The sequence below is a fragment of the Stenotrophomonas indicatrix genome, assembly GCA_041545745.1.
GTDB lineage: Bacteria > Pseudomonadota > Gammaproteobacteria > Xanthomonadales > Xanthomonadaceae > Stenotrophomonas > Stenotrophomonas indicatrix_A.
In genome coordinates this window covers 1,236,274-1,263,140 of record CP168152.1, presented here as the reverse complement: position 1 = coordinate 1,263,140, position 26,867 = coordinate 1,236,274, and the positions used below count along the sequence as shown (strand labels likewise).

20 protein-coding genes, 1 tRNA gene and 1 pseudogene are annotated in these 26,867 nt (G+C 65.6%); 7 read left to right on the top strand and 15 right to left on the bottom strand.

Annotation, left to right across the window (positions count from 1 at the left end; genetic code table 11):
• Positions 1 to 88: 88 nt before the first annotated feature.
• Genes cyoD through cyoA form a run of 4 tightly spaced genes read right to left on the bottom strand, consistent with a single transcriptional unit; the run spans position 89 to position 4,108 of the window.
• Positions 89 to 430, bottom strand: a complete 342-nt coding sequence (cyoD, locus tag ACEF39_RS05800; RefSeq protein WP_025873831.1) for a cytochrome o ubiquinol oxidase subunit IV — start codon at positions 428 to 430, stop codon at positions 89 to 91.
• Positions 430 to 1,068: a cytochrome o ubiquinol oxidase subunit III gene (gene cyoC, locus ACEF39_RS05795; RefSeq protein ID WP_099821051.1), complete on the bottom strand. Its 639-nt coding sequence runs from the start codon at positions 1,066 to 1,068 to the stop codon at positions 430 to 432. The genes cyoD and cyoC overlap by 1 nt, the downstream gene beginning before the upstream one ends.
• A complete protein-coding gene (gene cyoB, locus ACEF39_RS05790) occupies positions 1,065 to 3,062 on the bottom strand; it encodes a cytochrome o ubiquinol oxidase subunit I (RefSeq protein ID WP_336025919.1) in 1,998 nt (665 codons plus the stop codon). The genes cyoC and cyoB overlap by 4 nt, the downstream gene beginning before the upstream one ends.
• Positions 3,063 to 3,064: 2 nt before the next feature.
• Positions 3,065 to 4,108 (bottom strand): ubiquinol oxidase subunit II, encoded by a 1,044-nt coding sequence (gene cyoA / locus ACEF39_RS05785; protein ID WP_500287264.1) that lies wholly within the window; start codon positions 4,106 to 4,108, stop codon positions 3,065 to 3,067.
• A 337-nt stretch (positions 4,109 to 4,445) separates the two neighbouring features.
• Here cyoA and ACEF39_RS05780 point away from each other — a divergent pair, with 337 nt between their 5' ends.
• Complete coding sequence (locus ACEF39_RS05780) at positions 4,446 to 4,874, top strand: VOC family protein (protein ID WP_500287263.1); 429 nt, start codon at positions 4,446 to 4,448, stop codon at positions 4,872 to 4,874.
• Positions 4,875 to 4,912: 38 nt separating this feature from the next.
• Here the strand turns inward: ACEF39_RS05780 and ACEF39_RS05775 are convergent, their stop codons facing one another.
• The 9 genes and pseudogenes from ACEF39_RS05775 to ACEF39_RS05735 all read right to left on the bottom strand — a co-directional run bounded on the left by ACEF39_RS05775 (position 4,913) and on the right by ACEF39_RS05735 (position 16,162).
• Positions 4,913 to 6,925: an energy transducer TonB family protein gene (locus ACEF39_RS05775; protein WP_500287262.1), complete on the bottom strand. Its 2,013-nt coding sequence runs from the start codon at positions 6,923 to 6,925 to the stop codon at positions 4,913 to 4,915.
• Positions 6,922 to 8,307 carry a hypothetical protein gene (locus ACEF39_RS05770; protein ID WP_500287261.1) on the bottom strand — a complete coding sequence of 462 codons (1,386 nt, stop codon included), beginning with the start codon at positions 8,305 to 8,307 and terminating at the stop codon, positions 6,922 to 6,924. The genes ACEF39_RS05775 and ACEF39_RS05770 overlap by 4 nt, the downstream gene beginning before the upstream one ends.
• 4 nt (positions 8,308 to 8,311) lie before the next feature.
• A complete protein-coding gene (locus tag ACEF39_RS05765; RefSeq protein ID WP_500287260.1) occupies positions 8,312 to 9,067 on the bottom strand; it encodes a PP2C family serine/threonine-protein phosphatase in 756 nt (251 codons plus the stop codon).
• A 2-nt stretch (positions 9,068 to 9,069) separates the two neighbouring features.
• The gene (locus ACEF39_RS05760; RefSeq protein WP_051584968.1) at positions 9,070 to 9,750 is read right to left on the bottom strand and encodes a vWA domain-containing protein; all 681 of its coding nucleotides are present in this window, start codon (positions 9,748 to 9,750) and stop codon (positions 9,070 to 9,072) included.
• A gap of 156 nt (positions 9,751 to 9,906) precedes the next feature.
• Positions 9,907 to 11,141: pseudogene (locus tag ACEF39_RS05755) on the bottom strand (IS3 family transposase).
• A 166-nt stretch (positions 11,142 to 11,307) separates the two neighbouring features.
• Positions 11,308 to 11,565: a hypothetical protein gene (locus ACEF39_RS05750; protein ID WP_500287259.1), complete on the bottom strand. Its 258-nt coding sequence runs from the start codon at positions 11,563 to 11,565 to the stop codon at positions 11,308 to 11,310.
• Between the two features lie 446 nt (positions 11,566 to 12,011).
• Positions 12,012 to 12,087, bottom strand: a tRNA-Thr gene (locus ACEF39_RS05745).
• 84 nt (positions 12,088 to 12,171) lie between these two features.
• Complete coding sequence (locus tag ACEF39_RS05740) at positions 12,172 to 13,176, bottom strand: 2-hydroxyacid dehydrogenase (protein WP_500287258.1); 1,005 nt, start codon at positions 13,174 to 13,176, stop codon at positions 12,172 to 12,174.
• 97 nt (positions 13,177 to 13,273) lie between these two features.
• Positions 13,274 to 16,162 (bottom strand): autotransporter domain-containing protein, encoded by a 2,889-nt coding sequence (locus ACEF39_RS05735; protein WP_500287257.1) that lies wholly within the window; start codon positions 16,160 to 16,162, stop codon positions 13,274 to 13,276.
• A 213-nt stretch (positions 16,163 to 16,375) separates the two neighbouring features.
• Between ACEF39_RS05735 and ACEF39_RS05730 the strand changes: the two genes are divergently transcribed.
• The 6 genes from ACEF39_RS05730 (at position 16,376) to treA (ending at position 24,121) form a co-directional block, all read left to right on the top strand.
• Complete coding sequence (locus ACEF39_RS05730; protein WP_500287256.1) at positions 16,376 to 16,930, top strand: RNA polymerase sigma factor; 555 nt, start codon at positions 16,376 to 16,378, stop codon at positions 16,928 to 16,930.
• On the top strand, positions 16,927 to 17,895 hold the full coding sequence (locus ACEF39_RS05725; protein WP_500287255.1) for a FecR family protein: 969 nt from the start codon (positions 16,927 to 16,929) through the stop codon (positions 17,893 to 17,895). Before ACEF39_RS05730 ends, ACEF39_RS05725 begins: the two co-directional genes overlap by 4 nt.
• A gap of 11 nt (positions 17,896 to 17,906) precedes the next feature.
• On the top strand, positions 17,907 to 20,705 hold the full coding sequence (locus ACEF39_RS05720; RefSeq protein WP_500287254.1) for a TonB-dependent receptor domain-containing protein: 2,799 nt from the start codon (positions 17,907 to 17,909) through the stop codon (positions 20,703 to 20,705).
• A gap of 45 nt (positions 20,706 to 20,750) precedes the next feature.
• Positions 20,751 to 21,719 (top strand): hypothetical protein, encoded by a 969-nt coding sequence (locus tag ACEF39_RS05715; protein WP_500287253.1) that lies wholly within the window; start codon positions 20,751 to 20,753, stop codon positions 21,717 to 21,719.
• Positions 21,716 to 22,420 (top strand): hypothetical protein, encoded by a 705-nt coding sequence (locus ACEF39_RS05710; protein ID WP_500287252.1) that lies wholly within the window; start codon positions 21,716 to 21,718, stop codon positions 22,418 to 22,420. Before ACEF39_RS05715 ends, ACEF39_RS05710 begins: the two co-directional genes overlap by 4 nt.
• A gap of 63 nt (positions 22,421 to 22,483) precedes the next feature.
• A complete protein-coding gene (treA, locus tag ACEF39_RS05705; RefSeq protein ID WP_500287251.1) occupies positions 22,484 to 24,121 on the top strand; it encodes an alpha,alpha-trehalase TreA in 1,638 nt (545 codons plus the stop codon).
• Between the two features lie 53 nt (positions 24,122 to 24,174).
• Here treA and ACEF39_RS05700 read toward each other — a convergent pair whose 3' ends face one another.
• Both ACEF39_RS05700 and ACEF39_RS05695 read right to left on the bottom strand, forming a co-directional pair.
• Positions 24,175 to 24,840, bottom strand: coding sequence for a lysoplasmalogenase (locus ACEF39_RS05700; protein ID WP_500287979.1), 666 nt, complete (start codon positions 24,838 to 24,840; stop codon positions 24,175 to 24,177).
• Between the two features lie 2 nt (positions 24,841 to 24,842).
• Positions 24,843 to 26,726 carry a M61 family metallopeptidase gene (locus ACEF39_RS05695; RefSeq protein WP_500287250.1) on the bottom strand — a complete coding sequence of 628 codons (1,884 nt, stop codon included), beginning with the start codon at positions 26,724 to 26,726 and terminating at the stop codon, positions 24,843 to 24,845.
• Between the last annotated feature and the right edge of the window lie 141 nt (positions 26,727 to 26,867).

The window sequence follows — 26,867 nt, the reverse complement described above, 5'->3', positions numbered from 1 at the left end:
GCCGGCAAGCGGCCGGCACTACCGGGCAACGGAAAAACAGAAAGGCCGCCCGGGGGCGGCCCTTCTGCGTGGCAACGTCGCGAAGACGTCAGTGCATCATGTGCACGTTCATGTTGTGCATGACCCACAGGGTACCGACCACGATGATGCCGATCACCACCACGGTGAAGGCCGCAGCGTTGACATTCCAGCGGCTCTCCGACGAGCGGTCCAGGTGCAGGAAGAACACCAGGTGGACCAGCATCTGCAGCACCGCGGTGATGGCGATCACCACACCGTTGACGGTGCGCGAGAAATCACCCGACATCACCATGTAGAACGGGATGACGGTCAGCACCACCGCCAGCACGAAGCCGATCAGGTACGACTTCACGGTGCCGTGGCTTTCGCCGCCGGCGGCGTGGTCGTGTGCATGGTTGTCATGTGCCATTACAGCGCTCCATTGAGGTAGACGACGGAGAACACGCCGATCCAGATCAGGTCCAGGAAGTGCCAGAACAGGCTCAGGCACGCCATGCGGGTCTTGTTGGTCGGGGTCAGGCCGTACTTCTTCAGCTGCACGAACATCACCAGCAGCCACAGCAGGCCGGCGCTGACGTGCAGCCCGTGGGTACCGACCAGGGCGAAGAACGCCGACAGGAAGGCACTGCGGTCCGGACCGTAACCCTGATGGATCAGGTGCTGGAACTCATAGACTTCCATGCACATGAAGCCGAAGCCCAGCAGCCAGGTGATGCCCAGCCACAGGAACATCTGCCCGACCTGCTTGCGGTGCATGGCGATCATGCCCAGGCCGAAGGTCAGCGACGAGGTCAGCAGCAGCGCGGTTTCCCACGCCACGAACGGCAGCTCGAACAGGTCCTTCGCGCCGGGGCCACCATCGGTGCCGCCGGCCAGCACCACGTAGGTGGCAAACAGCGAGGCGAAGATGAGGCAGTCGCTCATCAGGTACACCCAGAAACCGAAGACGGTGTTGCCGCCGGTGTCGTGGTGCTCGTGGTCGTCATGGCCATGGGCCGCCGCGTGCGCGGCGTGCCCGTGGTTCACGGTCGAGGTATTGGTGCTCATGCCTTCAGCTCCGACTTCACCAGGCCCTGGGCTTCCAGGTGCTTGCGGTGTTCGTTCTCGATGCGTTCCACCTCGGCAGCCGGGACCCAGTAGTCCACGTCCTGGTCGAAGGTGCGGTAGATGAACGTGGCGATCATGCCGACGAAGCCGATGATGGCCAGCCACCAGATGTGCCAGATCATCGCAAAGCCGAACACCATGCTGAAGGCGCCGATGACAACGCCAGTGCCGGTGTTGCGCGGCATGTGGATGTCGGTGTACTTGGCCGGCTTCGGCCAGGCTTCACCACGCTGCTTGCGCTCCCAGAAATCGTCCAGTTCGGTGACTTCCGGCAAGGTGCCGAAGTTGTAGAAGGCCGGCGGCGAAGAGGTTTCCCACTCCAGCGTACGGGCATCCCACGGGTCGCCGGTCAGGTCGGCAGTCTTCTTGCGGTCGCGGATCGACACGGCCACCTGGATGATCTGGCACAGGATGCCGGCACCCACGATGAAGGCGCCCACAGCGGCAACCAGCAGGAACGGCTCGTAGGCCGGGTTGACGGTGCTCTGCAGACGACGGGTCATGCCCATGAAGCCCAGCACGTACATCGGCATGAAGGTCACATAGAAGCCGATGAACCAGCACCAGAACGCGCACTTGCCCCAGAACTCGTTGAGGCGGAAGCCGAACATCTTCGGCCACCAGTAGGTGATGCCGGCGAACATGCCGAACACCACGCCGCCGATGATGACGTTGTGGAAGTGGGCGATCAGGAACAGGCTGTTGTGCAGCACGAAGTCGATGGCCGGGATCGCCAGCATCACGCCGGTCATGCCGCCGATGGTGAAGGTGACCATGAAGCCGATGGTCCACAGCACGGGCGTGGTGAACTGCACGCGACCGCGGAACATGGTGAACAGCCAGTTGAAGATCTTCACGCCGGTGGGGATGGAGATGATCATCGTCGTGATGCCGAAGAAGGCATTGACGTTGGCACCCGAGCCCATGGTGAAGAAGTGGTGCAGCCACACGATGAACGACAGCACGCCGATGCAGGCGGTGGCGTAGACCATGCCCTTGTAGCCGAACAGGGCCTTGCGCGAGAAGGTCGCGATGACCTCGGAGAACACGCCGAAGGCCGGCAGCACCAGGATATAGACTTCCGGGTGACCCCAGATCCAGATCAGGTTGATGTACAGCATGGCGTTGCCGCCACCGTCATTGGTGAAGAAGTGCGTACCCAGGTAACGATCCAGGGTCAGCAGCACCAAGGTGATGGTCAGCACCGGGAAGGCGGCGACGATCAGCACGTTGGTCACCAGCGCGGTCCAGGTGAAGACCGGCATCTGCATGAGCTTCATGCTCGGGGTGCGCATCTTGAGGATGGTGATGAAGAAGTTGATACCACTCAACGTAGTACCCAGACCCGCCACCTGTAGTCCCCATATGTAGTAGTCCATACCTACATTGTTGCTGTACTCGATGCCCGACAATGGCGGGAAGGCCAGCCAGCCGGTGGCGGCGAATTCACCGATCCACAGCGACAGCATGATCAGCACCGCACCGGACACGAACAGCCAGAAGCTGAGCGAGTTGACGAACGGGAACGCGACGTCGCGCGCACCGATCTGCAGCGGCACGGCCAAATTCATCAGGCCGGTGATCAGCGGCATCGCCACGAAGAAGATCATGATCACGCCGTGGGCGGTGAAGATCTGGTCGTAGTGGTGCGGCGGCAGGTAACCCTCGGACCCGCCGACGGCGATGGCCTGCTGGGTACGCATCATGATCGCGTCGGAGAAACCGCGCAGCAGCATGACGAAGGCGACGATGATGTACATCACGCCGATCTTCTTGTGATCCACCGAGGTGAACCACTCCTTCCACAGATAGCCCCACAGCTTGAACTTGGTGATCAGGGCCATGACGCCCAGCCCACCCAGCACCGCACCGACCAGGGTGGTCAGCACGATTGGATCGTGGGGGATCGACTCAAGAGAGAGTTTTCCCAACATGTTCATTCTCCCGAACCCATGTGGCCTTCATGGCCAGCGTGTTCGTGTTCTTCGGTGGCATCCAGGTTCTTCCCGGATTCCTTGGCATCATGCGCGTCGCTTGGGGCGTGCCCCTCGTGCGCTTCATGGCTGGACGCATCGGCAGCAGCCGCACCCGCATGGGAATGCTTCATGCCGTAGTGCTTGTTGTCGCCCATGTGCTTGGAGACGACCCAATCGAACAGGTTGTCTTCAACCTTGCCGAAGTAGGTGACCGGGTACCACTCGGAATTCTTCGCTTCGCCCAGCGCCTTGAACGAGGCCTTGTCCAGGGTCTGCTCGCCGGCACGGACCTGGTCCAGCCACTGGCGGTACTGCGCATCGGTGACCGAGTAGGCAGTGAAATGCATCTTGGCGAAGCCTGCGCCGCTGTAGTGCGAGGACATGCCCGGGAATTCACCCAGTTCGTTGGCGATCAGGTGGAGCTTGGTCTCCATCGCCGCCATCGAATAGATCATGCTGCCCAGGTGCGGGATGAAGAACGCATTCATCACCGTATCGGAGGTGATCTCGAAGTTCAGCGGGGTGTTGACCGGGAACTTGATCTCGTTGACGACCGCGACCTTCTCTTCCGGATAGATGAACAGCCACTTCCAGTCCAGCGAGATCGCCTGGATGGTGACCGGCTTGACGTCCGATTCCAGGGGCTTGTACGGATCCAGCGCGTGCGAGGACCGCCAGGTCAGCACCGCCAGGACCAGCACGATCATGCAGGGGATCGACCACACCACCACCTCGATCGCCGTCGAGTGGGACCACTTCGGCTCGTAACGGGCCTTGGTGTTGGAGGCGCGATACTTCCACGCGAAGGTCAGGGTCATGATGATGACCGGGATGACGACCAGCAGCATGAGCACGGTGGCCGTGATCAGCAGTGTCTTTTCATCCTGGCCGATCTGGCCCTTCGGACTGAGGATGGCCACGGCATCGCAGCCGGTGAGCATCACCAGCAATGCGAGCAGCAGGCCCGGGCGCAACCAGCGCCCAAGGGTTTTCAACGGAATCATCGGTCGATCCAATTGCGAGGGAATGCCGTTCCCCGTCCTGCCCGCACCGGCCAAAGCCGGCCCACCCGTCCAGAGGACAGGCAGGTGAGGTGGGGTCGAGTCAGCCTTTCAATTTTAGGCCGTCACCCACCATTTAAGAAAGGCATTGACAATGATCAGGCGCAGGAAAGGCCCGGATCTGGATGCGACACGTTGTCGCACCGCGCCATTGCGACAGGCAGAACGCGCGGGGACGGCAGCGTAGCATCGGCCACGGGGACGTCGAGGCCCCTCGTTCGGCAAAGTGGACTGAACAGGTTCAGCAAGTCTTGAATTCCCATTCTTCGAGGAGCCCGGCATGGACAGACCCTTCAGCGTTGAACGCATCGATCATGTGGTGCTGCGGGTGCGCGAGCTGGCCCGCAGCGAAGCCTTCTATGGCCAGGTGTTGGGGTGCGTGGCGGTGCGGCGGCGCGAGCACCTGGGCCTGGTGCACCTGCGTGCGGGCACGTCGATGATCGATCTGGTCAGCCTGGAAGGCACGCTCGGTCGCCACGGCGGTAGCGGGCCGGGCAGCGAAGGGCGCAACGTCGACCACCTGTGCCTGCGCGTCGAGCCCTTCGACGAAACCGCGCTGGTCGCCCACCTTGCGGCCCACGGCGTGCCGGTACTGGGGCCGGCCGAGGTCAACTTCGGCGCCGAGGGCGATGGCTTGTCGTTGTACTTCAAGGATCCGGACGGCAACACGGTGGAACTGAAGGGGCCTGCGAACGGAGCCAGTCGATGAAACGACCACTGCCTCCGGCCCGTACCCTGCCTCCGCTATCAGCCCTGGAACCGCACCGGCACGCGCAGGGAAATCTGCTTGAGCGTGGTCAGCGGCCGCGCGGGGGTGACGTGCCATCTCAGCGCAGCCTCACGGGCCGCGCGATCCAGCGCAGGATGTCCGCTGCTGCGGTCCACGGTCACATCGAGCACGCGCCCCTCGGCTGACAGGGTGATCAGCAGCTCGACGTTGCCTTCGGGCACCGTCTCCCCGTCTCCACGCGGATAACGCGGCGGCTGCCGGCGCGCCATCGCCGCCAGCTGCGCGCCCAGCGTCTGCTCGGGGTTCAGCTGGGGCGGCGGCGGGCTCATAGCAATCGGCAATGGTGCGTCCACGGTCATCGGCGGTGGTGCGGCAACCACCGGCGCTTTGAACACGACCGTCACCTGCCTGCGCTCGCCGCCTGTGGGCACCTTCGACGCGCTGAGCCAGGTGCGTGCGCCCCGGCGCGCGGCCTCATCCAGTTGGGCGCTGCCACTGCTGCCTTCCACCAGCACCGCTGTAACCACGCCGGTCTGCCAGACATCCACCTGCAGGGTCACCATGCTGTCGGCCTCCACAGGTGCACGCAGTGGGATGCCATGGCGCAGGTCCTTGAAGCCGGCGGCGGGCAGGTCGACCAGCACCTGCCCATACTCTGCTGGTGGCGACGACGGCGGCAGAGAAGGTGACGTACGCAGCGCCAGACCCTTGCGATCGACCAGCATGCCCGCTGGCGGCATCGCGCGTTGCGCCTGCCTGGTGGTGTCCGCTTTCGAGGTTGCCGGTGGTGAGGGCTCCGAGACCACCGGGCCCGCCGGGTCCGCCGCGGTGCCGGTGGCGTCCTGCGCCTCGCCTCTGCCTGCCTTCGCCTGCCGATCATCATCGCCCAGCAGCAGCGTCGCGCGCGCTTTCAGGATCTCCATGCGGTCTTCGGACGCACTGGCCAGCAGCGTCGAGAGCATGAACACGTCGCTGCCAAGCAGCAGCGTGTTCACGTCGAACCGGGCGGGATCGGACGAGGCGTTCTTGTCGGTGCGGTCGATCAGTCCGGCGATCACCAGCGCGCCCAGCGCCAGCTCTTCGTCCGTGTCGACCATCGTCGAAGCGTAGGCATTCCACAGACGCTCCTCCAGCGGTGCATAGGCGAACAACACCTCCTGCGTGCCGTGGATGCGCCACAAGCGCTCTTCCAGTGCCGCGTCGCCCTCACGGTCGAACGGCTTGCGTGGCGACCACCGTGAGCGGATCGCCAGCTCCTGCAGATCCGTCGCCAGCAGGCGCATTGCAACCGTCGTACTCGACGGCGAGAGTTTCCACATCTGCTGCAGCAGCTCGATCTGCTTCAGTTCCAGCTCGCGCGCCTCCTCGGCGGTAAGCCGATCCACCATCGCGCCCGCATTGCTGGCCAGGCCTCCCGTCCTCTGCGTGCGGCGACCGGAGCGGGCGGCAAGGGTCTCGATCGTCTCGTTGTACGCCGCACGCAGGCGCTCGTACTCGGTGCGGTCTTCGCGCAGCGCCGGGCCATTGCGCGCCCACAGATCCAGCTCCTGCATCAGCGCCTGCGTCTGCGGCAGATCGCCGCGGGCAGCGGCACGCGCGGTCTCGTGCACCTTGTTGAGCATTTCCCGCTCGAAATGACCGCGCGAATACCAGCGCGGAACCGTCATGCGATCCTCGCCGACCACGGCCGAGCGCGCTCCTTGCATACTCCCCGCGCCCGCAACGCCATCCCCGGAAATGCCGGTGACAACAAAGATGACGAACGAGAGGAAGCCGAACATCACCGACGCGATCAGATAGTCCACGGCCCGGTCCTGCACCGCTACGCGCAGGAACGACAGCACCGACACCACACCGCCGATCAGCAGCGCAGCACGCAACGCCGCCCTGCCATCACTCAACACGCCGCTCGACAGCACTCGCCCGAGCCAGCCGATCGAGCTGTAGACCAGCACGCCGAGGTCGCCCCAGAACGGCGCCATCCCGATCAGCGCCAGCAGCAGCACGGCCAGTACACCCAGCAGCCTCATGGGCGCTTGCTCATGATCAGCATCGGCACGAACAGGATGAACAGCAGGATCGCGATCGCCAGCATGGCCATCTGCACGGCCAGGCCCACGCCATCCCAGATACCCGGGTCCACCAGCGCGCTGTAGCGGCGGTAGGCCGGCATGCCCCAGCCCATCACCCAGCCCAGCAACAACGTGCCGATCACCGCCATCGTCACCCGCGACATCACCCCGGGAACGCCACTCGCCGCCGACGCCTGTGCGGCGACCGGCTGCGCCTGGGCGACGCGCGCGGCGGTGCGTGCACGCTGCTTGCGGGCCTTGTTCGGTTTCCGCCGCGTGCGAGTCTGCGCCGCGCGTGCGCTGCCGGCCAGCAGTTCGGCGCGGGCGCAGGCGGCACAGGGCATGCCGACAAAATGCTGGTGGCCCGCATCCTTGCTACACGTCACCAGTTGGCCGGCGTTGCGCCGTGCGTAGTCCAGCAGCAGCGTGGCCCATTCCTGCGCCGAAGGCCGCCGCCGCGCCTGCATCGAGAACGCACGATCAAACATGTCGCGCAGTGCCGGCGGGAACATCTCATGACCGCTCACCGGCGAGGGCAGCATCCGCGGATGCGGCTTGCCGCGCGCGTAGGGGTACAGGTTGGCGGCGATGCGCGCCGGCAGGTCACTGGGCACCGTCGCCCCCTGCGGCCGGCCCGCATACGGATGCAGGCCGGAATTGAGCAGCTGGAACACTATCACCGCCAGCGCGAATCGATCCTGCGCCTCCTCCTGGCCCGGCTTCACCCCCGGCTGCTGGAACTCGGACGCCAGATAATCGGTGGTGACCTGGCCGGCCGGAAAGCGCTCACCCTTGCCCTGGATGCTGAAACCATCGCAATCGAGCATCGCGATGAACAAGGTGCTGCGATAGAACCGCACGTTCAGCGGTTTGAGGTCGACCACATAGTGCTGCCGCCGGTGCAGCGCAGCCAGCATCACCGCCAGGTTGGCGGCCAGCGTCATCTTCGCGCCCAAGCCGGTGGGCAGGCCCTCCGCGCGCGCCTGGCGCTCCTGCAGCACATGTTCCAGATCGCTGGTAGCCGACAGATCCAGGATCGGCATGGTGAAGCCGATGAAACGTCCACTGCGCTCCCGCAGCAGGGTCAACGGCCAGGCAATCTGTACCTGGTCGGACCCCTGCCCTTCCATCGGCGGCAGGTCCGGCTGCAGCTCCAGCATCGCCTGCAGCTTGCGCTCGTAGACGCGCGCGTCCTTGTCTGAATGGTAGAGCTTGGCCACTTCGCGCGGCCGCTCCTTGAGGGTGAACACGCTGCCCGCGCCGCCACTTTTGAGCAGCCGCTCAAGGGTCAGCGGCCTGCGCTGTGCGTCGTAGACCTGTTCGCCGCTGCGCCCGGGCATGTGCTCAGGCCGGCAGCGCGACCAGCAACGTCTTGTCGTCGCCGGTGATCTGATCGGTGCGCGGGTCGGCCAGCGTCGCATGCAGCGCTTGGCTGCCGTGGGTCTCATCGACGCCGGACAGATAACGGATCACCGGTGCGATGAACGGTTGGAACAAGCTGTCGCCCGCGCGCGACATCGCAAACGGCTGCACGCCATCGGACATCAGCACCAGCGCGTCGATTGCCCCTTCGAAGCGGGTCAGCCGCAGCTGCTCGCGCCAGTTGCTGCCGGTCACGAACCAGGTTTCGTTGGCGTACTCGCCATTGGCAGGCAGCGATACCGCATCGGGCGATTCATTGCTGAACGCACAGGCGGCCACGCCATCGCCGACATGGAAGAACCAGCCGCCATCGCGTGTAGCGACCGCCCCTACCAGCGTGCAGGCATGGTCGGATAGCTTCAGGCCCTGGCTCAGCGCAAGCATCGCCAGCTGCCCGCGCGCATCGTCGACAGCGGTTTCGATGATGCTGCGCAGCGCGTCCACCGGCAGTGCCAGTGGATCGGCGCCGAGCTGCGCGGACCCGGTAACCGACGCCGCCACGCTGCTGGATACATGCCGCGCGCCCACATCGCTGTGCGACGCGGAGCCTGCGCCATCGCAGACCACCGCGACCAATGTCTGCCCCACCTGCACCGACGCATAGGCGTCCTGGCAGGGCTGCCCACGGTCCAGATGGGACCGTCCCGTGGCCGATGCGGCCATCACGCGCCAGGCCATGGTCAGACCGGCACTTGTGACCAGCTGTCGGTGGCCGGCAATTGCACCTGGCCACCGGGCGTCGAGTTGGAGACCACCCGCATGCTCGCGCTCAGCCACAGGAACAGTTCCTTGAACTGCAGGCCCTGCAGGCGCTTCACGCCGCGCTCGCCATTGCGGCTGAACTGACCCAGCACGCTCATGTCAGCATTACCGACAGCGATCGGGAACACCGCCACCTTGTTCTGCTGCTCGGCCTCGCGGCACTGCTCGGCCACCGCTTCCCAGGCGTCCGTGGGCTGGCCATCGGACATCAGGAACAGCCACGGCCGGGTGTAGGCAACGCCGGCCTGGCGGAAGCGCGCCTTCTCGTCTTCAATCTCCTGCAGCGCCACTTCCACGGCCGCACCGGTCGGCGTGGTGCCATTGGCCGACAACGTGGGCGCGGTGAAATCCATCGCATCGCACCAGTCACCGCTGATGGCCGCGTTGTCCATGCCGCCGTACTCGACCAGCAGCACGCGCACACGCTTGGCCGCGATCACATCGGCTTTCAGCTCCTGCTCCAGCAGCTTCAGGCCCGCGTTCAACTGCTCGATGGGGCCACCACTCATGCTGCCGGAACAGTCCAGCACCAGGATCAGCGGCGTGCGCTGCTCACTGTTGTCGACCAGCGAAACATCGGGGATTGCAGCAATGGACATGATGGGAAGCCTCCGTGCGGGTGAACCGGTGCAGGTGATCTGCGGGGACGATTATAGGGGGAGCTGGAGGTCCAGGGGCGAGGGCCGACTGGGAGCCGTGCCGGTGACCCGTCCTGCCATAGGTTGACACCTATGGGGTGGATGATCCGGCCGCCGTCAGGCGGCCAAGGATGCCCGGTGCATCGCATCGGGCGTCTGCATTTTAAGGGACAGGTGGGGGCGCTCGGCGTTGTAGATCTCCACTGCCTCAGCCACCATCTGCCGAGCCTGTCCCAGGTCCCGTGGGCGACGGAGCAGAAACTCGCATTTGAGGATCCCGTTGATCCGCTCTGCCAGAGCGTTCTGATAGCAATCGTAGCCGTCGGTCATGGAGCAGGTCAGGCCGTGCTTGGCATGGATCTTCTGATAGTTGTCCGAGCAGTACTGGATGCCCCGATCCGAATGGTGGATCAGCCGTTGCCTCGTTTTCCGGGTTTTCAGGGCCATCTCCAATGCCTGCGCGGTATGTTCGGTCTGCAGCGTCTCATTCACGCTCCAGCCTACGATCTTGCGTGACCACGCATCGGTAACAAGGCTCAGGTAAACGAACTTCCCATCTGTTGGTAGATAGGTGATGTCAGCCACCCACACCTGTTCGCAGCCACTGGGAACGATGCATCCTTCACCGGATTTGAGCAGATTGGGATGCTTGCGGAAGCGATGATGGCTATCGGTCGTCTTGTGATACGCGCGGCGCTGCGGCACCAGCAAGCGCGCTTCTCGGAGCACGTCAAATAAACGATCGCGCCCCAGAGCGATCCCCGCCGCCTGCAGCTTCGGCTCAATCAGATGGTGCAGCTTGCGCGTACCGACCCGAGGCTGGCGCGCGCGGCAGTCGCTCACCAGCGACAGTGCCGTAGCATCAGCAGCGTCTCGCCGCTGATGGCGGTGACCGGCCTGATAGAACGCCTGCCGACTGATGCCGAAATGGCGGCAAGCCCTTGCCACGCTTACGCCTTTGAGGCGCCCTTGCGTGAGGACTTGCCGGAAGGCTTTTTTACGATTTTTACCCCGTAATCCTCTTTGAGGACATCCACGATGGCCTCGAACAACTGCGCCTTCTCGTTTGCCTCCCGCAACTGGACCTGCAGGGCCTTGATCTGTTGTTCCGGCGTCAGCGGCTTGGCCGCCCCGGCTTTGGGGACAGTGCTCATGGGAGGCAATGATGCCCCAGCTGACCAATCCTGCCGACCATGCCGACGAAGCCAGGAAAGCACCGTGCTGCGCCCTTGGATCCCATAACGCTCCTAGGCCTTTTTGTAGGTCAGCTCCCCGCGCTCGACCTGGTCTACCACCGACAACTTGAAGGCCAGCGAGTAATCCCGTTGGCTGCGCCTGATTGTTGATTTCATTGAACATTCCTTTTCCAGAGGGAAAAGGTGTCAACCCAATTCAGGACGGGTCACGGCCAAACAAAAAGCCCCGACCGAGGCCGGGGCTTTTCATTACAAACCACGGGTACCGGAAACAGGAATCGAACCTGCGACCAGCCGCCTACGACTCCAAATCAACGATGGCCTAGTCGCTGGATGCATCAGTCTGATCAGCGATAGCGCCAACGAAATCGATGATCTCTTCGATCTCGACGCCTCGTTGATTAGGCTCATCGTCAGATCCCAAACCGGTCTCCGAAAACTCCTGCGCTAATGCATCGATCAGCGACTCGCGGTCCTGTTTGGCAAGGTGCTTGATGCCCTCTTCAGGCAAGTGAAAGCTGTGCTTCGCTGCGATTTCAGCCAACAGAGAATGCAGACGGGACGAGATAGACCGCTTCATTTCACTTCACCTTCGGGTCTCTCAACCCATCGCTGCTTCTTGGAATGGCAGTTATGACCTTCCCCCTCATCATTCAGGACTACCTTCGCATCTTCCCCAGTGTAAGCAGTCCTGCCACCGACCTGCTCGGCGACCTTGGCAGGGTCTTTTATGCTCCTTGAAAGAGCCTCGACGCAAGGTTCGGCATTCATGACACAAGGAGGTCATCGGAATGCAACTCCAGGGCCGAGGCCAAAGGGGCCATCCTGAGTTGGACAGGACCCTTGGCTATAAAGCACCAGCGAAGCCGAGGGCGATGCCTCGTGAGGGATTGAACGGCTACGGGAACCTTATGGCTGCCAGCCATGGGCTGGCACTACTGAACCAGCCGGCCAGCGGCCGGCACTACCAATGGCCGTGCCGCCCAAACAAAAAGCCCCGACCAAGGCCGGGGCTTTTGCTGAAACTGGTGCCGGAAATAGGAATCGAACCTACGACCTACGCATTACGAATGCGCCGCTCTACCAACTGAGCTATTCCGGCGAAGCAGGCAATTTTACGGTCGCCCTGCCCCTGCGGTCAATCCGGTCGTGACGATTGCCGTCAAACGCCCGCCCGCCCGGGCTCTCAACCCGCCGCCACCCGGTTGCCGCACTCCCGCCCCGCCGCGAAATCGGCCAGGTTGCCCAGCGTGATCGCCGAGATCTCCTGCAGCGCCTCCACGGTGAAGAAGCCCTGGTGGCCGGTCACCAGCACGTTGGGGAAGGTCATCAACCGCTGGAAGGCCTCGTCGTCGATGATCTCGCCGGACAGATCCTGGAAGAACAGCGCGCTTTCCTGCTCGTAAACGTCGATGGCCAGGTGACCCAGCCGGCGCGACTTCAGCGCGCGGATCACTGCGTGGGTATCGACCAGGCCGCCGCGCGAGGTGTTGACCAGCATCGCGCCGGACTTCATCCGCGCCAGCGAGGCGTCGTCGATCAGGTGCTGGGTATCCGGCGTCAGCGGGCAATGCAGCGAGACGATGTCCGAGCGCGAGAGCAGCTCGTCCAGCCCAACCATCGCACCGATCTCGGCGAACGCCGGCGAAGGATACGGATCGCGCCCCAGCACGGTGCAGCCCATGCCGCGGAAGATGCGCGCGGTGGCCAGCCCGATCTTGCCGGTACCGACGATGCCCACGGTTTTGCCATGCAGGGTGCGGCCGAGCAGGCCATCAAGCATGAAGTTGCCCTCACGCACGCGGTTGTAGGCGCGATGGGTCTGCCGGTTGAGGGTCATCACCAGCGCCAGTGCGTGTTCGGCAACGGCTTCCGGCGAGTAGGCCGGCACGCGGGCGACGAACAGGCCGAGCGCGTTCGCAGCGGCCAGGTCCACATTGTTGAAGCCGGCGCAGCGCAGCAGCACCGCGTGCACGCCCAGCACATGCAGGGCCTGCAGCACCGGCTCATCAAGCCGGTCATTGACGAACACGCAGACGGCAGCGCAGTCCTGTGCCAGTGCGGCGGTGTGCACATCCAGCGCGGCGTCGAAGTACACGAACTGGAACGGCTGCCCTGCCCCTTCGCGCGCGTTGGCTTCCTCGAGAAAGCGGCGATCGTAGGGACGGGCACTGAAAACGGCGATCTGCATGGCAAGGTCTGCGCGGAAATCCGCCACGACCATAGCGCACCCGCACATCGATGGGGATGGCACCAGCGGCGTGACAGCCGCCGGTGCCGGTACTGCCTTAGAACGTATAACCCAGGCCCAGCATCACGCCGTTCTGCAGCTGGCCGTCGCGACGCTCGCCCACGTAGTCAACCATCACCGACAGGCGATCGCTGGCGCGGCTGGTCACACCCAGGTTCCAGGCCAGCACCTGCTCGCCCACGGTCTGGCTGCTGGCACCGAACACCAGGTCCGGCGCAGCGGCGAAGCCGGTGCTGTAACGGGCCTGGGTGTCGCCCAGTTCCTTCTGCCAGACCACGCGCGCGCGCGGAGTGATGCGCTCGCCGTTGTTACCTTCGAAGGTCTTGAACAACTGCAGGCCCGCGCCGACACGGATGCTTTCCAGGCTGTCACCACGCCCGACCAGTGCGCCAGCACCCTGCCCTTCATTGAAACGGGTGGCGGAGGTGCGCGCGTAGTCCACTACCGGCAGCAGCGGCTGGATCACCACACCCTTGGCGGTGGTGAACGAGAAGCCGTGCTCCAAGCGGGCCGAGATCGCATCGTTGTTGTACTTGGCACGCAGCGGGCCCTGCAGGCCGTCGATGCCCTCGATGCTGCGGCGGGTGTCGTGGCGCAGGTCGGTGTAGCGCACCGAGGCCGAGAGGTATCCACGCGAGTAGGTGGCATCCAGGTAGCCGCCCACATCCAGCGCGCGCACATCACCGGTGAACCCGGAACCATCGCGGCCCTTGGTCGACATGTCGGCGGCGGCAGCGCTGACGCCCAGGGTCAGCCGGTCATCGGCCAGCTGCGTATCGGCACCGAGCACGATGCCGCCGACGGTATGGCTCAGGCCGGCCACGCCGCCCTCACCGTCGATGCGGCCATGGCTGCCGAAGCCGCGGCCCCAGAGGCCGTGGTTGCGTGGTGCTTCGCCGCCGAAGTTGGTGTTGCCACCGCCCGCCCCCGCCGGCTCCACCAGGTGCATCGCCAACTGGTTGAACAGGCTGCCATTGGCCATGCCGGGCTGCGCCGAAGCCGCCTGCGCTGCCTGTGCGGCCAGGCCGCCGGCGTCACCGCTGCCGCTGCGTCGTGCGGCCTGGTGCTGCTGCACCACGCTGCCGATGCTGCCAACCAGGGCGTTGTCGGCCAGGCGCAGGCTGGCGTGGCCATCACCACGCAGTGCACCGGCCTGCTGGGCGATCACATCGCGGTCAGCGAACTGCAGCGCCCCCAGCAGCGGCTTCAGGCCGGCATCCTGGCGCTGGCCCGCAGCAGCCAGCGCGCGACCGAGTCCATCGTTGCCGTTGTTGCCGGTGAGCTGCGCGAGCTGGTCGAAGCCGGGGTTGGCGGTCAGCGACAGGCCCTCGGCGGTCTGGTTGATGTTGAAGCTCAGCAGCGAGTTGTGGCGCGGCCGGAACACCTCGCCGTCGGTGATGCTGGCCGTATAGCCGGTGTCGCCCAGGCGCACCGCATCGGTGAAACCGCCCTGGTAGATCGGGCCGCTCACCAGCTCACGCTGGTAGTTGCCGGCGTAGAAGCCCTGTGCCACGTTCAGTTCAAGGTGCGCGCCCGGCGAGATGACCAGCGCGCCTTCGTTGGTGCCGCTATCGTAGAAGTCGCCCACGCGCAGGCGGCCACTGTTGGCCCCGCCCGCCTCGGTGACGTCGAACAGCACCTTGCCGCCTGGCATGATGTTGACGTAGCCGTGGGTGACCAGATCACCGCCACGCGGCATCAGGGTGCCGTACACGCGCAGGCGGTTGAAGCCATCCTCGCGGAATGAGGGACCGGTGCCATCGAACAGCGCATCCGAGTCGTTGGCGACCGAGGCGATGTCACCGTGGCCGACCACCATGCCGGCCGCCAGCACGCGCAGCTCCGGGGTCCGCAGGGCCCCGCCCTCCAGGGCGATGGTGCCGTTCTCCACCAGCATGAAATCGGCGCCGGTGGTCTCGGCGGTGCGCCAGGTGCCGCCCTTGGCCACGCGGATCACACCGGCCGAATTGCCCAGCGTGGAGGCATCCAGCTCCGACAGGCGCAGGCTCGCCAGCAGGTCGGCCTGGATGCCCGGATCGTTGAGGAAGTCCTGCACCGAGAAGCGACCGATGCCGTTGGGACCGCGTGCCGCCGCGTTGTAGATGGAAACGGCCTGGTTGATGTACGTGGTGGCGAAGTCGGTATCGTTCCAGCGCGAGAAGTCGTCGTCGACGAACGCCTGCAGCTGGCGTGCGGTGCGCAGGTAGCCCGGATTGATGTCGCCGCTGACATTGCCGGTGACGGTCAGGGTGTCGCCCGGGTCGCGGTAGCCGGCGGCGGTGATGATGTTGTTGCTGTGGATGTCCTGGCCGGGGAAGGTTTCCAGCTTGCGGCCGCTGCCATCGGGATCGAAGCTGACCGACGCGCCGGTGGTCCGGGCCGGATCGCGGAACACCAGCAGACCGTTGGGCTGCACCACCTCGTACATGGCCTTGTGCAGCAACCCGGCATCCATGCCGCCGCCGTAGTTGCCGGTGTAGATCTCGGTCATCCGCGGCGAAGGCGTATAGATCACCTTGCCACCGCTGCTGGCGGCGTGGATCTGCACCGAGTCGACCAGCGGCAGGTCACCGGCCAGGTAACGCTCGACGCCACCGGACTGCATGATCGAGCAGGACGAGATGCAGTGGCCGGACACGATGGTGTTCAGGCCATTGGTGCGGATCACCCCCTGCAGCCACTCACCCGCGATCAGCGCGCCACCATTGGAGGTGCGCAGCACGACTTCGCGGATCGGACGGCCTTCGGCCTGCGCTTTGGCCAGCAGCGCCGGCAGCGCGACGACGTCGGCGACGGTGACACCGCCACTGAGCACGACGCGATCGCCCTGCACGTGATAATTCATTGCCATGACGTCATCCATCTGGCCCAGGGTCGCGATACCCACCAGGCCGGCCAGGGCGATGCTCAACTTCGAATGCTTCATTGCGTTCTCTCTCTCCGCCCGCACCACGCGGGTCGAAAGCAGAACGCAGCAGCGGGGCAGACGCCCCCAGTCGGCGACGAGAAAAAAGATGAATGCATTCACAATGGAAATACCAGAGAAACGTGGGCTTCCCCATCCGGTCACCGTCGCGTAAAACTCGATGACGCGTCCGTCATTGTCGTCCGAGGCCCTCCCCTGTCCGTGCCCTCCCCTTTGCTCCGTGCTGTGCCGGAACTGCCTGGGATTCCGGACGTCTTCATTGCATTCGTACGTGAGGAACGCGCGCCGCTGTGCGCGTTCCTGCGCGCCCGCGGTGTCGGTCCCGAGGATGCCGAGGACATCGCCCAGGACTGCATGGAGCGCCTGATCCGCTACCGCGCACACGACACCGAGGAACTGCGGCTGCTGCTGTACCGCATCGCCCGCAACCGCCTGGCAGACCGCGGGCGCTCGCCGCAATCGCGCAACCACCTGTCGCTGACCGAACGCGACGGCAACGAAGAAGCCGCCAGTGCTTCTCCTGATCCGCTGCGTCAGGCAGAATCCGGGCAGATGCTCGCCCTGCTGCGCCAGGCATTGTTCAAGCTTCCCGAACGTGCCCGCGAGGTGTACCTGCTCAACCGCATCACCGGGATGAGCTATACACAGATCGCCCAGCATTGTGGCATCACCGCCAAGACCGTGGAAAAACACATTGCCCGTGCATTGCAGGGCCTGCGCAAGGAGCTGGGCCCCGATCCTCTCCACAATGATGGAGACACCGAATGATCCGCAACGACAACAGGGATGACACGTTGCTTTTTGAACACGCAAGCGCCTGGGTGGCCCGGCTGGAAGCCCCCGACTGCAGCCCCGAAGAGCGTCAATCCTTCGAGGACTGGCTGGCCGAGGATCCCGCGCACGTCAGCGCATGGGTGCAGGCCGAGAGGCTGAACCAGCGCAGTGCCGGTCTGGCCGGCGACCCGTGGCTGCGCACCGCCGCCGCGCGCGCGGCACGCAGGCCGCAGCGACGTTGGCTGCCGAATGTGGCCGCCGCCGCCGGCGTGTGCCTCGCCGTTGGCCTGGGCTGGATGCTGTACAGCGATGGCAACCCCACAGCGCTGACCTATGCCAACACCAGCCTGCTGCCGCAGCAGCGCACCCTGGCCGATGGCAGCATCGCCGTGCTCGACGCCGGCACCATGCTCACCGCACGCTTCGGCTGGCGCAAACGCGAACTGGCGCTGGAACACGGCCGCATCCAGCTGCAGGTCGAACCGTCATCACGCTCGCTGCGGGTGCAGGCCGGTGGCAGTTCGATCCGCGATATCGGCACCACCTTCCAGGTGGAACGCCTGGCTGACGGCCGGGTCGAGGTCGCGCTGCTGGAAGGCGTGGTGGAAGTCACCAGTGGTAGCGCGCAGCACACGCTCTCGCCGGGCCAGCAGCTGCAGGTCCTGGCGTCCGGGAAGATCCAACCGGGCCCGCAGCTGTCCTCGACCGCCGCCGCCGAGGCCTGGCCTCAGGGCAAGCTGGTGTTCGATGGCACGCCCCTGGCCACCGTGGTCGAACGCATGAACCGCTATGGCAGCACGCCACTGGTGGTCGCCGACCCGGATATCGCCGACCTCGCGGTCAGCGGCACCTTCCGTGCAGGCGACGCGCACGAACTGCTTTCCGCCCTGGAACTGGGGTGGTCCATTGCTGGCCAGCCGCGCTCGGATGGCGCGCTGGAACTGCGCCGCACCTACTGAGGCGGCGGCCGATGCCGGCGCCGGGTGTGCTTCGTTGGGACATGCTGCGCTGGGGCCTGCTGCAGGCCCTGCTGTGCGTTGTGCTGGTGCCCGGTGTGGCGGCCACGACAGGCGCTGCCGAGGCAGTCAGGCAGGTCGACTATCGGATCGCTCCTGGCGCCCTGTCGCCGGCACTACAGCAATGGGCACGCCAGAGCGGCATCGCCCTGGTGTTCGACGCACGGGAACTGGCCGACCTGCGCACCAGCGGCGTCGCCGGCTCGCTGGCGCCGGCCGCCGCACTGAAGCAGCTCGTCGCCGGCATGCCGGTGAACATCCTGCAGACACCCAGCGGCGGATTCGTGGTGCGCCGACATGCTGCCCCGCCCGCCGTGGTCGCACAACCGGTACGACGGCCACCACCGCCGGCGCCACCGAAGCCGGTGCAGGTGGAACTGGCACCGATCCATGTCACCGGCAGCCGGTTGCCGCGCACCTCCGTGCAGACCACGCTGCCGGTAACAGTGATCGACCGCGAAGACATCCTGCGCAGCGGCTACGGCACGCTGTTCGACCTGTTGCGCCACCTGCCCGGCATGAACGGCCACCCGCCACTAAGCACCTCGCGCAGTGGCGATTCGCTGTACCTGCCGGTCGGCGCAGCAGCCACCACCAGCCTGGACGGCATGGGCCCGCGCGCGACCCTGTTCCTGGTCAATGGCCGGCGCCTGCCGCGCTATCCGATGGTATCGCTGGAAGAAGGCGGGCTGACCGATCTGGGTGGCATTCCGCTCAGCTTCGTCGAGCGCATCGAACTGGTGCGCGGCGGTGCTTCGGCCATCTACGGCGCCGATGCAATGTCCGGCGTGGTCAACATCATCCTGCGCGACCAGGCCGAGGGGCCGGAGGCCACGCTGCAATCGGGGGTCAGCAGCCGTGGTGATGGCGATCAGTACCGGCTGCAGGCAGCCACCGGTGGTGTGCGCGAAGATGGCGACCGCTGGTTCGCCGGCGTCGACCTGCATCGCCTGCAGCATGTGGCCGGTGACCAGCGCGACTGGCATGCGGAAACCTCGCTGTACCCGATCGGGCTGATCCTTGCCAACGGCAATTACTACCCGGCCACGCAGTGCGATCGGCCATTGCAGCGCGAAGACGACGGCTGCTGGTTCGACAACGCCCGCCCGCGCTCGCTGCAGCCGGCATCGGAAACGCTGTCCGGCTATCTGCGCTATCGCCACGAACGCGGTGACGGACGCTACGCCTATGTGGAAGCGCGCGCCAGCCACAACCGCCAGCGTTTTGAACTGGGCCCGACCGCCGTTGCCCTCAATTTCAGCCGTGGTGCGATCCTCAATGTGGTCCTGCAGGAAGGCGGCGAAGTGCGCCCGCGCGTGCATGCCACCGAAGGCGACATCAGTTTCGGCATGGGCCGTGAGCACGCCGGCCGCAGTTGGGATGCCGGCCTCAGCGCGCAGCGCAGCCAGGTGGACCTGCGCACCGAAGGCACCGTGCGCAGCGAACGCCTGCTGGAAGCCACACGAACGCTGGATTTCCTGCCAGGCTTTTCCACCCTGCCGGCGGGGCTGGCAGAGGAGCTGTTTCCGGCCATCCACAATCGCGGGCGTACCGAGCAGCTGCAGGGTTGGTGGGGCATGCAGCGCACCCTGATGACACTGCCGGGCGGTGCGGCACAGCTGGCAACCGGTATCGACCTGCGCCGCGAGCGCTGGACATCGCTGCCCGATCCGCTGCTGGGCAAGGGTGAGTTGGCGCTGGGCCTGCCGATGGAGCAGCGCCGGCTGTCGCGGCAGAGCAACGCCGCCTACGCCGAACTGGGCCTGCCGTTGGCGCCGACATTGCGCCTGGACGTGGCCGCGCGGCTGGACCGCGATGGCGGTGACACTGCGTTCTCACCGCGTGCCGGCCTGCGCTGGAGTCCGGGCCCGCACTGGTCGTTCCTGCTGGCCAGTGGCCGCGGCTACCGCGCGCCCAGCATCTTCGAGCGGCGGCGACCGCCGGGCTACTTCGGCCTGTACGGCCTGCCCGCATCGGCCTCCCTGCCGCCGTGCGCGCGCCCGCTGCGCGGTGGCGGCTGCGCGGTGGAAGTAGAGGTGGTGGAGAACGATGTGCTGAAAGCCGAGACCTCGCGCAGCCACTCGCTGGCCGCCAGCTGGACACCGAACGATGCGTTCTCGCTCTCTCTGACCCACAACATCGTCGAACTGCGCAACGAGATCCTTGCTCTGCAACCCAGCGATGCACTGTGGAATCCCGGTACCTGGGAGCTGGATGAGCAAGGTCGCCTGCGTGATCTTCGCCTGTCATTCGACAACATCGGCCGCACCACCTCGCGCAACTGGGTACTGCGTGGCGAGTACCGGGTGGATGCCGGCCGCAACGGGCAATGGCTGTTCTCGCTGGATGCATTGAAGCAGCAGGAACTGCGTCGTGATCGCAGCCATGGCCAATCGGTGGACCTGCGCGGGCATGCCACGCCGGCAAACGCGGGCATTCTCAACGTGCAGTGGCAGAACCCGTCCTGGGACATCGCCCTGCGTGGCAATCGCGTCGGTCGCACCCGCGCATGGCTGGCCGGCGAGGCGTGCGCGCAGGAGCAGCATGACCAGGGCCGCTGCATGAACCCTGCGCAGCTGCGCTGGAACCTGCACCTGGCGCGCCGGCTGAGCCCGCGCGTGATTGCCGCACTGGACGTGCACAACCTGCTTGATACGCAGCCGGTGAACTACCTTATCGGCAGCGGCGGACAGATGCCCGGGCTGGACGATCCACTCGGCCGCTACTTTCTGCTGACCCTGCAATTCCGCTGAGCGTAGTACCCTACGCCGCCTGTTCCACGGCGTCGAAGGCGAGTCATGAAAGCCTACCTCTGGTTCCTGGGCGCGCTCATGCTGTTCTTCGCGCTGCCCTTCCCCTGCCTGATCTACTTTGGCACCAGCTGGCCGCTGGACGTGGGCGACCGCAGCGCGCCAGGGTTGGCACTGGGCCTGCTGGCGACGTCGCTGACCCTGTGGCTGGTGCTGCTTTACGCATTCCTGCATTACCTGCTGCTGGCGCCACCGCGCGCACTGCAACGCGTGCGCAGCATCATCGCCGACGGCGAGCCACGCAGCGCACGCATCGAGCAGGCCGAACAGACCGGCGTGCAGGTGCGTGGCTTCGCGCAGTGGCGGCTGCAACTGGCCTTCGACAACCTGTCCGGCACGCCGATCACCGAAACGATGATCGTGGTCGACAGCAAGCCACAGCTGCAGCGTTTTGCCGTGGGCAGCCAGGTGGATGTGCTGCTCAGCCGCACGCCGGGCACATCGCCCAATCTGATGCTGGAAGGAGCGCAACCGGAATTGGACCGCGCCAGCCTGTGGCGCCGTGCCATCGGCGGCCTGGTCGGCATCGTCGGGGTCGCTGCCGCGTACGTCATGGCCTACCGGCTGCAAAGCGATGGAATGGGCTGGACGTTCCTGGGCTTCGGCCATCCACTGCTGATCTGCCCGCTGGTGCTGTGCAGCTACCTGATCGCCCTGCGCCTGCTGGCGCGACTGCTGGCCGGCACACTGCAGATCGACGCGCGCAGCGAAGCCCTCAAGTACCGCGGCATCGGTGCCGAAGCGCGGGTGCTCGACGTGCGCCAGACCGGCACCTACGTCAACGAACAACCGCAGGTGGAGTTCAAGCTGGAATATCTCGACCGCGAGGGCAACGTGCAGCACGCCAGCGTGCGCCGCTTCGTTGCGCTGCTCGAACTGGCCAACATCCCACGTGGGCAGGTCGACATCCTCTACGACCCGGATGATCGCCGCAGCGTGCGCATGGAGCACCCGTGAAGCGGCCCGTGTCCACGCCGCTGGTGTTTGCTGGCGTAGTGCTGGCCCTGGCCGGTGCCGCCACGGCGGGCGGCGCACTGCAGACCGTCGATGCGACCCTGCGTGGCGCCATATCGACCACGCCTGCAGATGCAACGCAGCAGCATCCTTGGGAACAACCGTTGCGTACGGCGGCCATCGCCACGCCACGGGCAGCGCCCGAAGCGATGCAGCTGCCAAGGCGCGCGCGGCCCAACCTGCTGCTCGACACCGAGCGCCTGCAGGCTGCACGGCAGGCTCTGGAGGCGATGCCCGGTCTGGTCGGTGAACGCCTGATCGTCTTCCACAGCATCCACTTCCATGACGACGGCCGCATCGACATCGACCTGGTCGATCCACAGCAGCCGGGCCATGTGGATGCTTACCACTACCAACGCGGGCAGTGGCGCAAGGGCGACGCGGTGAATCCGCAACAGTTCGCGCCGACCATCACCCTGCGCCGCAGCAGCACCGCACTGGCCAACATCGATTTCGATGCCGTGCCACGCGTGGTGCAGGCCCTGCAGCAACAGCGCAATGCACTGATGCGTACGCCCGCCGACGTCGGCCATGTGTATGTGGTCATCCGCAAGGGCGGCAAGCTGGTGTGGTTGCCGGATGAAGTAGCCGGCGACCACCAGACCGTGCGCCTGCGCTTCGATGCCAAGGGCAACCTGCAGTAGCCCTGCGCCTGCTTTCACGGCCGCTGACCTACAGTGCTTCCATTGTTACAAGGAAGCCCCTCCATGCGCCTTTCGATCCATCTGGTGGGTGCCACGCTGGCCCTGGTTTCCTGCATCGGCGCTGCCGGCGCAGTCGATACCGGAGCGGCGGCGGCTCCTCCTGACCAGCAGCTGCAGCCGCTGTTCCAGCAGGTACAGCGCGCGCAGCTGTTCGCCGACCAGAAAACCTTCGCCGATGCGGTGCCGCAGCGCGAGCCCGCCGTCGTGCTGGCCGACTGGCAGCGTGCGCGGCAACAGCCCGGCTACACCCTGCGTGACTTCGTCTCCTCCGCCTTCAATGTGCCGGGCGAGGCTCCGCGCTACGTGCCGCCAGCCGGCGAGACCCTGCGTGCACACATCGAAGGACTGTGGCCGGTGCTGACCCGGCAGACCCCGGCGGTGGACCCACGTGGCTCGCTGCTGCCACTGCCCCACCCTTACGTGGTGCCGGGCGGGCGCTTCCGCGAGGTCTATTACTGGGACAGCTATTTCACCATGCTCGGCCTTGCCTCCAGTGGTCGCTGGCAGCAGGTGCGCGACATGGTCGACAACTTCGCCTGGCAGCTTGATCAGTACGGGCACATCCCCAATGGCAACCGCAGCTACTACCTCAGCCGCTCGCAACCGCCGTTCTTCAGCTTGATGGTCGAGCTGCTGGTCAGCCACGAAGGCGACGGTGCCTATCGACGCTACCTGCCACAACTGCGCATCGAGCATGCGTTCTGGATGCGCGGTGCCGATGGCCTGGCGTCGGGGGCGGCACGCGAACGCGTGGTGCGGTTGGCCGACGGCAGCCTGCTCAATCGCTACTGGGACGCGCGGGCCGTGCCGCGTACCGAATCGTGGACCGATGATCTGGCTACCGCTTCGCATGTCTCTGGGCGTGCGCCATCGCAGGTGTATCGCGACCTGCGTGCTGGCGCCGAATCCGGCTGGGACTTCAGTTCCCGCTGGCTGGATGATCCCGCGTCTCTGGCCAGCATCCGCACCACATCGATCATTCCTGTGGACCTCAACAGCCTGCTGCACCAGCTTGAGCTGACCCTGCAGCGGGCCAGCAGGGCCGCGGGCCTGCGCAACGACGCCCGCGATTACGCACGCCAAGCGACTGCACGCCGCGCTGCCATCAACGACCATCTCTGGGATTCCGCGCAGGGATGGTATGTGGACCGCGATATGGACCACGGCATCACCCGTCCTGCCCTGACCGCCGCGGCACTGTATCCGCTGTGGTTGCAGATTGCCGACCGCACCCAGGCGCGACGCACTGCCAACGCCGTGGAAGCACAGTTATTGCGCGAAGGTGGGTTGCTGACCACCACCCTCAGCACCGGCCAGCAATGGGACGCACCCAATGGTTGGGCACCGTTGCAGTGGGTGGCGGTGGATGGCCTGCAGCACTACGGTCAGCAGCGGCTGGCGCGGCAACTTGGCGTGCGCTTCCTGCGTACCGTGCAGTCGGTCTACGACCGCGAAGGCAAGCTGGTGGAAAAGTATGTGGTTGACGGTTCCGCTGGCGGCGGTGGCGGCGGCGAATACCCGCTGCAGGATGGCTTCGGCTGGAGCAACGGCGTCACCCTGGCGCTGCTGGATCGCTTGTGCGCACCACAACGCACCTGCGACAGCGCCACCGACATCGAAAAAGGGGACGGCGGGGATTAAGTCGTGCCAGGCAGTACGAGGGCGGAAGCGACTTGATCCCCGCCGTCCCCTTTTTACTTTACCGAGCGGGCGATGGCGTACTGCGCGGCGTAGTAGGTGGACAGCACCAGCAGGCTGGCCAACGGCAGGCCACCGCTGAAGCGATCCCATGCCAGCAATGAATCACTGGCCACGAACAGCAGTGCGCCACCGGCGGCCCAATGGGCGCTGCCCGCTTCCAGTGCATCGGCGTGCGGCCGCTTCCAGTAACGCGCCAGTGCCAGCACTGCCATGGCGGCCAGCACCACGACGTAGGCCAACACCGGAATGCGCAGCGGCAGCGGCAGATGCGGCCACAGGCCGGCCACGTTGATCGAAGCGAATGCGGCAAGCAGCACGAAGGCAGCGAGCAGTCCGCGGCCCGCGCGCGCGCCGGCACGGAACGCGGCGATGTAGCACAGATGCGCCAGCAGGAAGGCCACCAGGCCCGGCACGAACGCGTCAACCGGCAACATCAGCGCGATGTCGCCCACGCAGGACAACAGCATGCCGACCAGCACCGCGCGCCGGTAGAACGCATCGGCCGCCGGCCGCGCCTGCCAAGCGATGGCGGCGATCAGCAACGTGGTTGCCGGTTTGGCCAACCAGTGCAACCAACGCCCGTCGCCGTCCAGGTAGGCGCCGACGATGGCCAGCACGGCCACCATCAGGATCACCCCATCGCGCGTGCGCGTGCGCAGGCTCATCGTGCCTTCCACAGCTCTGCAAGGCGGTCCGGGCGGCCGGCAATGCGTTCCAGCACCGGATACTGCAGGCCGCCGTGATAATCGATCTTCATCGTATCGATGCGGTCGAACTGCTTGACCAGCAGTGTGATCGGCGCCTTGTCAGTGGCCGTTGCAGCAACTGCATCCTTCAAGCGTTGGCTGCTGTACTCGCGACCGCCAATGGCGATCACCTTCATCCCCGGCGCCAGGCCGGCATTGAACGCCGGGCTGTCCCAGACCACATCGCCGACCACGCCGCTGTCGAGCACCGTCGCGCCCAGCGAGTAGGCCAGCAGCGCTGCCTTCGCACGTTTTTCCTGTGCCTTGTAGGCCTCGTTCGGCGCATCGCGGTAGACCAGCTTCCATCCCGCCAGTTCCAGGCCGCCGGTCAACGAACCGTGTCCGTCCAGGCGCTGGCGCAGGAAGCTCGCCCAGTCGTACGGCGCGATGTCGTTGAGGGTCGCCACGACGTCATCGAAGGTGTACGGACTGACGTCCCAATCGCCGTTGCCGACGCCGAAGAACGCGCGCGCGAAATCATCCAGGCTGCGGCGGTTGCCGGTCAACCCACGCAGCTTGCCCTCCACCTCCAGCCACAGCATCTGCCCGCCGGAGTAGTAGTCCTCGCTCATCTGGTAGTTGCGGTACGGCAGGGTGCGACGCTGGGCGATGGTCGGATCGTTGGTGGTGTCCTGCAGCGGTCGCCAGGCCAGGCCCGGGCGACCACGATCATAGGTGGCCGCCACGTTGGCCAGCATGTCGCGCGCCTGCTCGCTGGACCACAGCCCCGAACGCGCGGCCAGCACCTGGCCCCAGAACTGGGTCTGGCCCTCGTACACCCACAACAGGCTATCGCCCATCGGCGTATTGAAATTGGCCGTGGCCAGGTCGGCGCCGCGACGGTACTTGCCGTTCCACGAGTGGGTGTACTCATGCGGCAGCAGGTCGCGCATCCAGGCATTGCTGTCCCACTCGGTGAAGTAGCCTGGATCGGCGCTGTTCTCGCTGGAGCGATGGTGCTCCAGCCCGATGCCGCCGAGACGATCGGTCAGAGCAAGCAGGAATTCGTAGTGGTCGTAGTGACGCGCGCCGTACAGCTTGTCCGCCTGCTGCACCAGCGCACGATGCACCTTCAACTGCGCGTCGGTCGGCTTCAGCGATTTGGCATCGTCGGCAAACACGTTCAGATGCACCGGCGCCTTCGCGCCCGGGTCGAGGTCGATGCGCTGGTGATGCTCACCGGCAAACAACGGCGAGTCGACCAGGTGATCATAGGAAATCGGCTTGAACACCACGGTGTCGCCATCGCGACGTGCGGTTTCCAACGCGGTGGCATAGGCCCATCCCTTGGGCAGGGTCACGCTGGCCTGTGCCTGCAGGTTGCGCGCGTCTACGCCGGCCGGATACAGCGAATTGGCGTTCCACTGCAGGTTGAGCATTTCCGGGGTCATCACCACCCGGCCCTGGCTGCCGCCCTGCGAAGACAGGAAATCGAAGTGGGCGACGATCTCGCTCACGCCCGCCGGCACCTCCACCTTGAACGCGTACACGTTGAACTGGTCACGCTGCCACGCCAACGGCTTGCCGTTTGCGGTCACCCGCAGGCCGGCCAGCTTGTCGATGGGGCCAGTGGGCGAATGGTTGCCGGGAATCCACTGCGGGTACAGCAGGGTCAGCGGGCCGGGCTTGGCCGGCACGGCGGCGGTCACCTTGAAGATGCGCCGAGCCAGGTCGCGCGCATCGACGTCGATGCGCAGCAGGCCGGGGGCGGCGGCATCACCCGGTGGCGGGGTCTGCGCCAGCGCGGGCGTGGCTGCCAGCGCGAACAGCACGGACATCACCAGGGCACGGGTTTTCATCAGGCGACTTCCAGCAGCAGAGGATTCCCCGATGCTAGGCCTGTGAGGTGCCGAGCCCCATGGCCGAAGGTCATGGTCGGTAGCGCATCGGCCTGATGCAGCAAAGCCTCACCGCAGCGACGTCGAAGGCAGACAGCATCC

Coding starts and splice junctions, on each gene's coding strand:
- cyoC (WP_099821051.1), bottom strand. CDS start 1,068: ATGAGCACCAATACCTCGACCGTGAACCACGGGCACGCCGCGCACGCG.
- ACEF39_RS05760 (WP_051584968.1), bottom strand. CDS start 9,750: ATGTCCATTGCTGCAATCCCCGATGTTTCGCTGGTCGACAACAGTGAG.
- ACEF39_RS05765 (WP_500287260.1), bottom strand. CDS start 9,067: ATGGCCTGGCGCGTGATGGCCGCATCGGCCACGGGACGGTCCCATCTG.
- ACEF39_RS05750 (WP_500287259.1), bottom strand. CDS start 11,565: ATGAAGCGGTCTATCTCGTCCCGTCTGCATTCTCTGTTGGCTGAAATC.
- cyoA (WP_500287264.1), bottom strand. CDS start 4,108: ATGATTCCGTTGAAAACCCTTGGGCGCTGGTTGCGCCCGGGCCTGCTG.
- ACEF39_RS05725 (WP_500287255.1), top strand. CDS start 16,927: ATGATCCGCAACGACAACAGGGATGACACGTTGCTTTTTGAACACGCA.
- ACEF39_RS05720 (WP_500287254.1), top strand. CDS start 17,907: ATGCCGGCGCCGGGTGTGCTTCGTTGGGACATGCTGCGCTGGGGCCTG.
- ACEF39_RS05740 (WP_500287258.1), bottom strand. CDS start 13,176: ATGCAGATCGCCGTTTTCAGTGCCCGTCCCTACGATCGCCGCTTTCTC.
- ACEF39_RS05735 (WP_500287257.1), bottom strand. CDS start 16,162: ATGAAGCATTCGAAGTTGAGCATCGCCCTGGCCGGCCTGGTGGGTATC.
- cyoD (WP_025873831.1), bottom strand. CDS start 430: ATGGCACATGACAACCATGCACACGACCACGCCGCCGGCGGCGAAAGC.
- cyoB (WP_336025919.1), bottom strand. CDS start 3,062: ATGTTGGGAAAACTCTCTCTTGAGTCGATCCCCCACGATCCAATCGTG.
- ACEF39_RS05770 (WP_500287261.1), bottom strand. CDS start 8,307: ATGCCCGGGCGCAGCGGCGAACAGGTCTACGACGCACAGCGCAGGCCG.
- ACEF39_RS05780 (WP_500287263.1), top strand. CDS start 4,446: ATGGACAGACCCTTCAGCGTTGAACGCATCGATCATGTGGTGCTGCGG.
- treA (WP_500287251.1), top strand. CDS start 22,484: ATGCGCCTTTCGATCCATCTGGTGGGTGCCACGCTGGCCCTGGTTTCC.
- ACEF39_RS05775 (WP_500287262.1), bottom strand. CDS start 6,925: ATGAGGCTGCTGGGTGTACTGGCCGTGCTGCTGCTGGCGCTGATCGGG.
- ACEF39_RS05695 (WP_500287250.1), bottom strand. CDS start 26,726: ATGAAAACCCGTGCCCTGGTGATGTCCGTGCTGTTCGCGCTGGCAGCC.
- ACEF39_RS05715 (WP_500287253.1), top strand. CDS start 20,751: ATGAAAGCCTACCTCTGGTTCCTGGGCGCGCTCATGCTGTTCTTCGCG.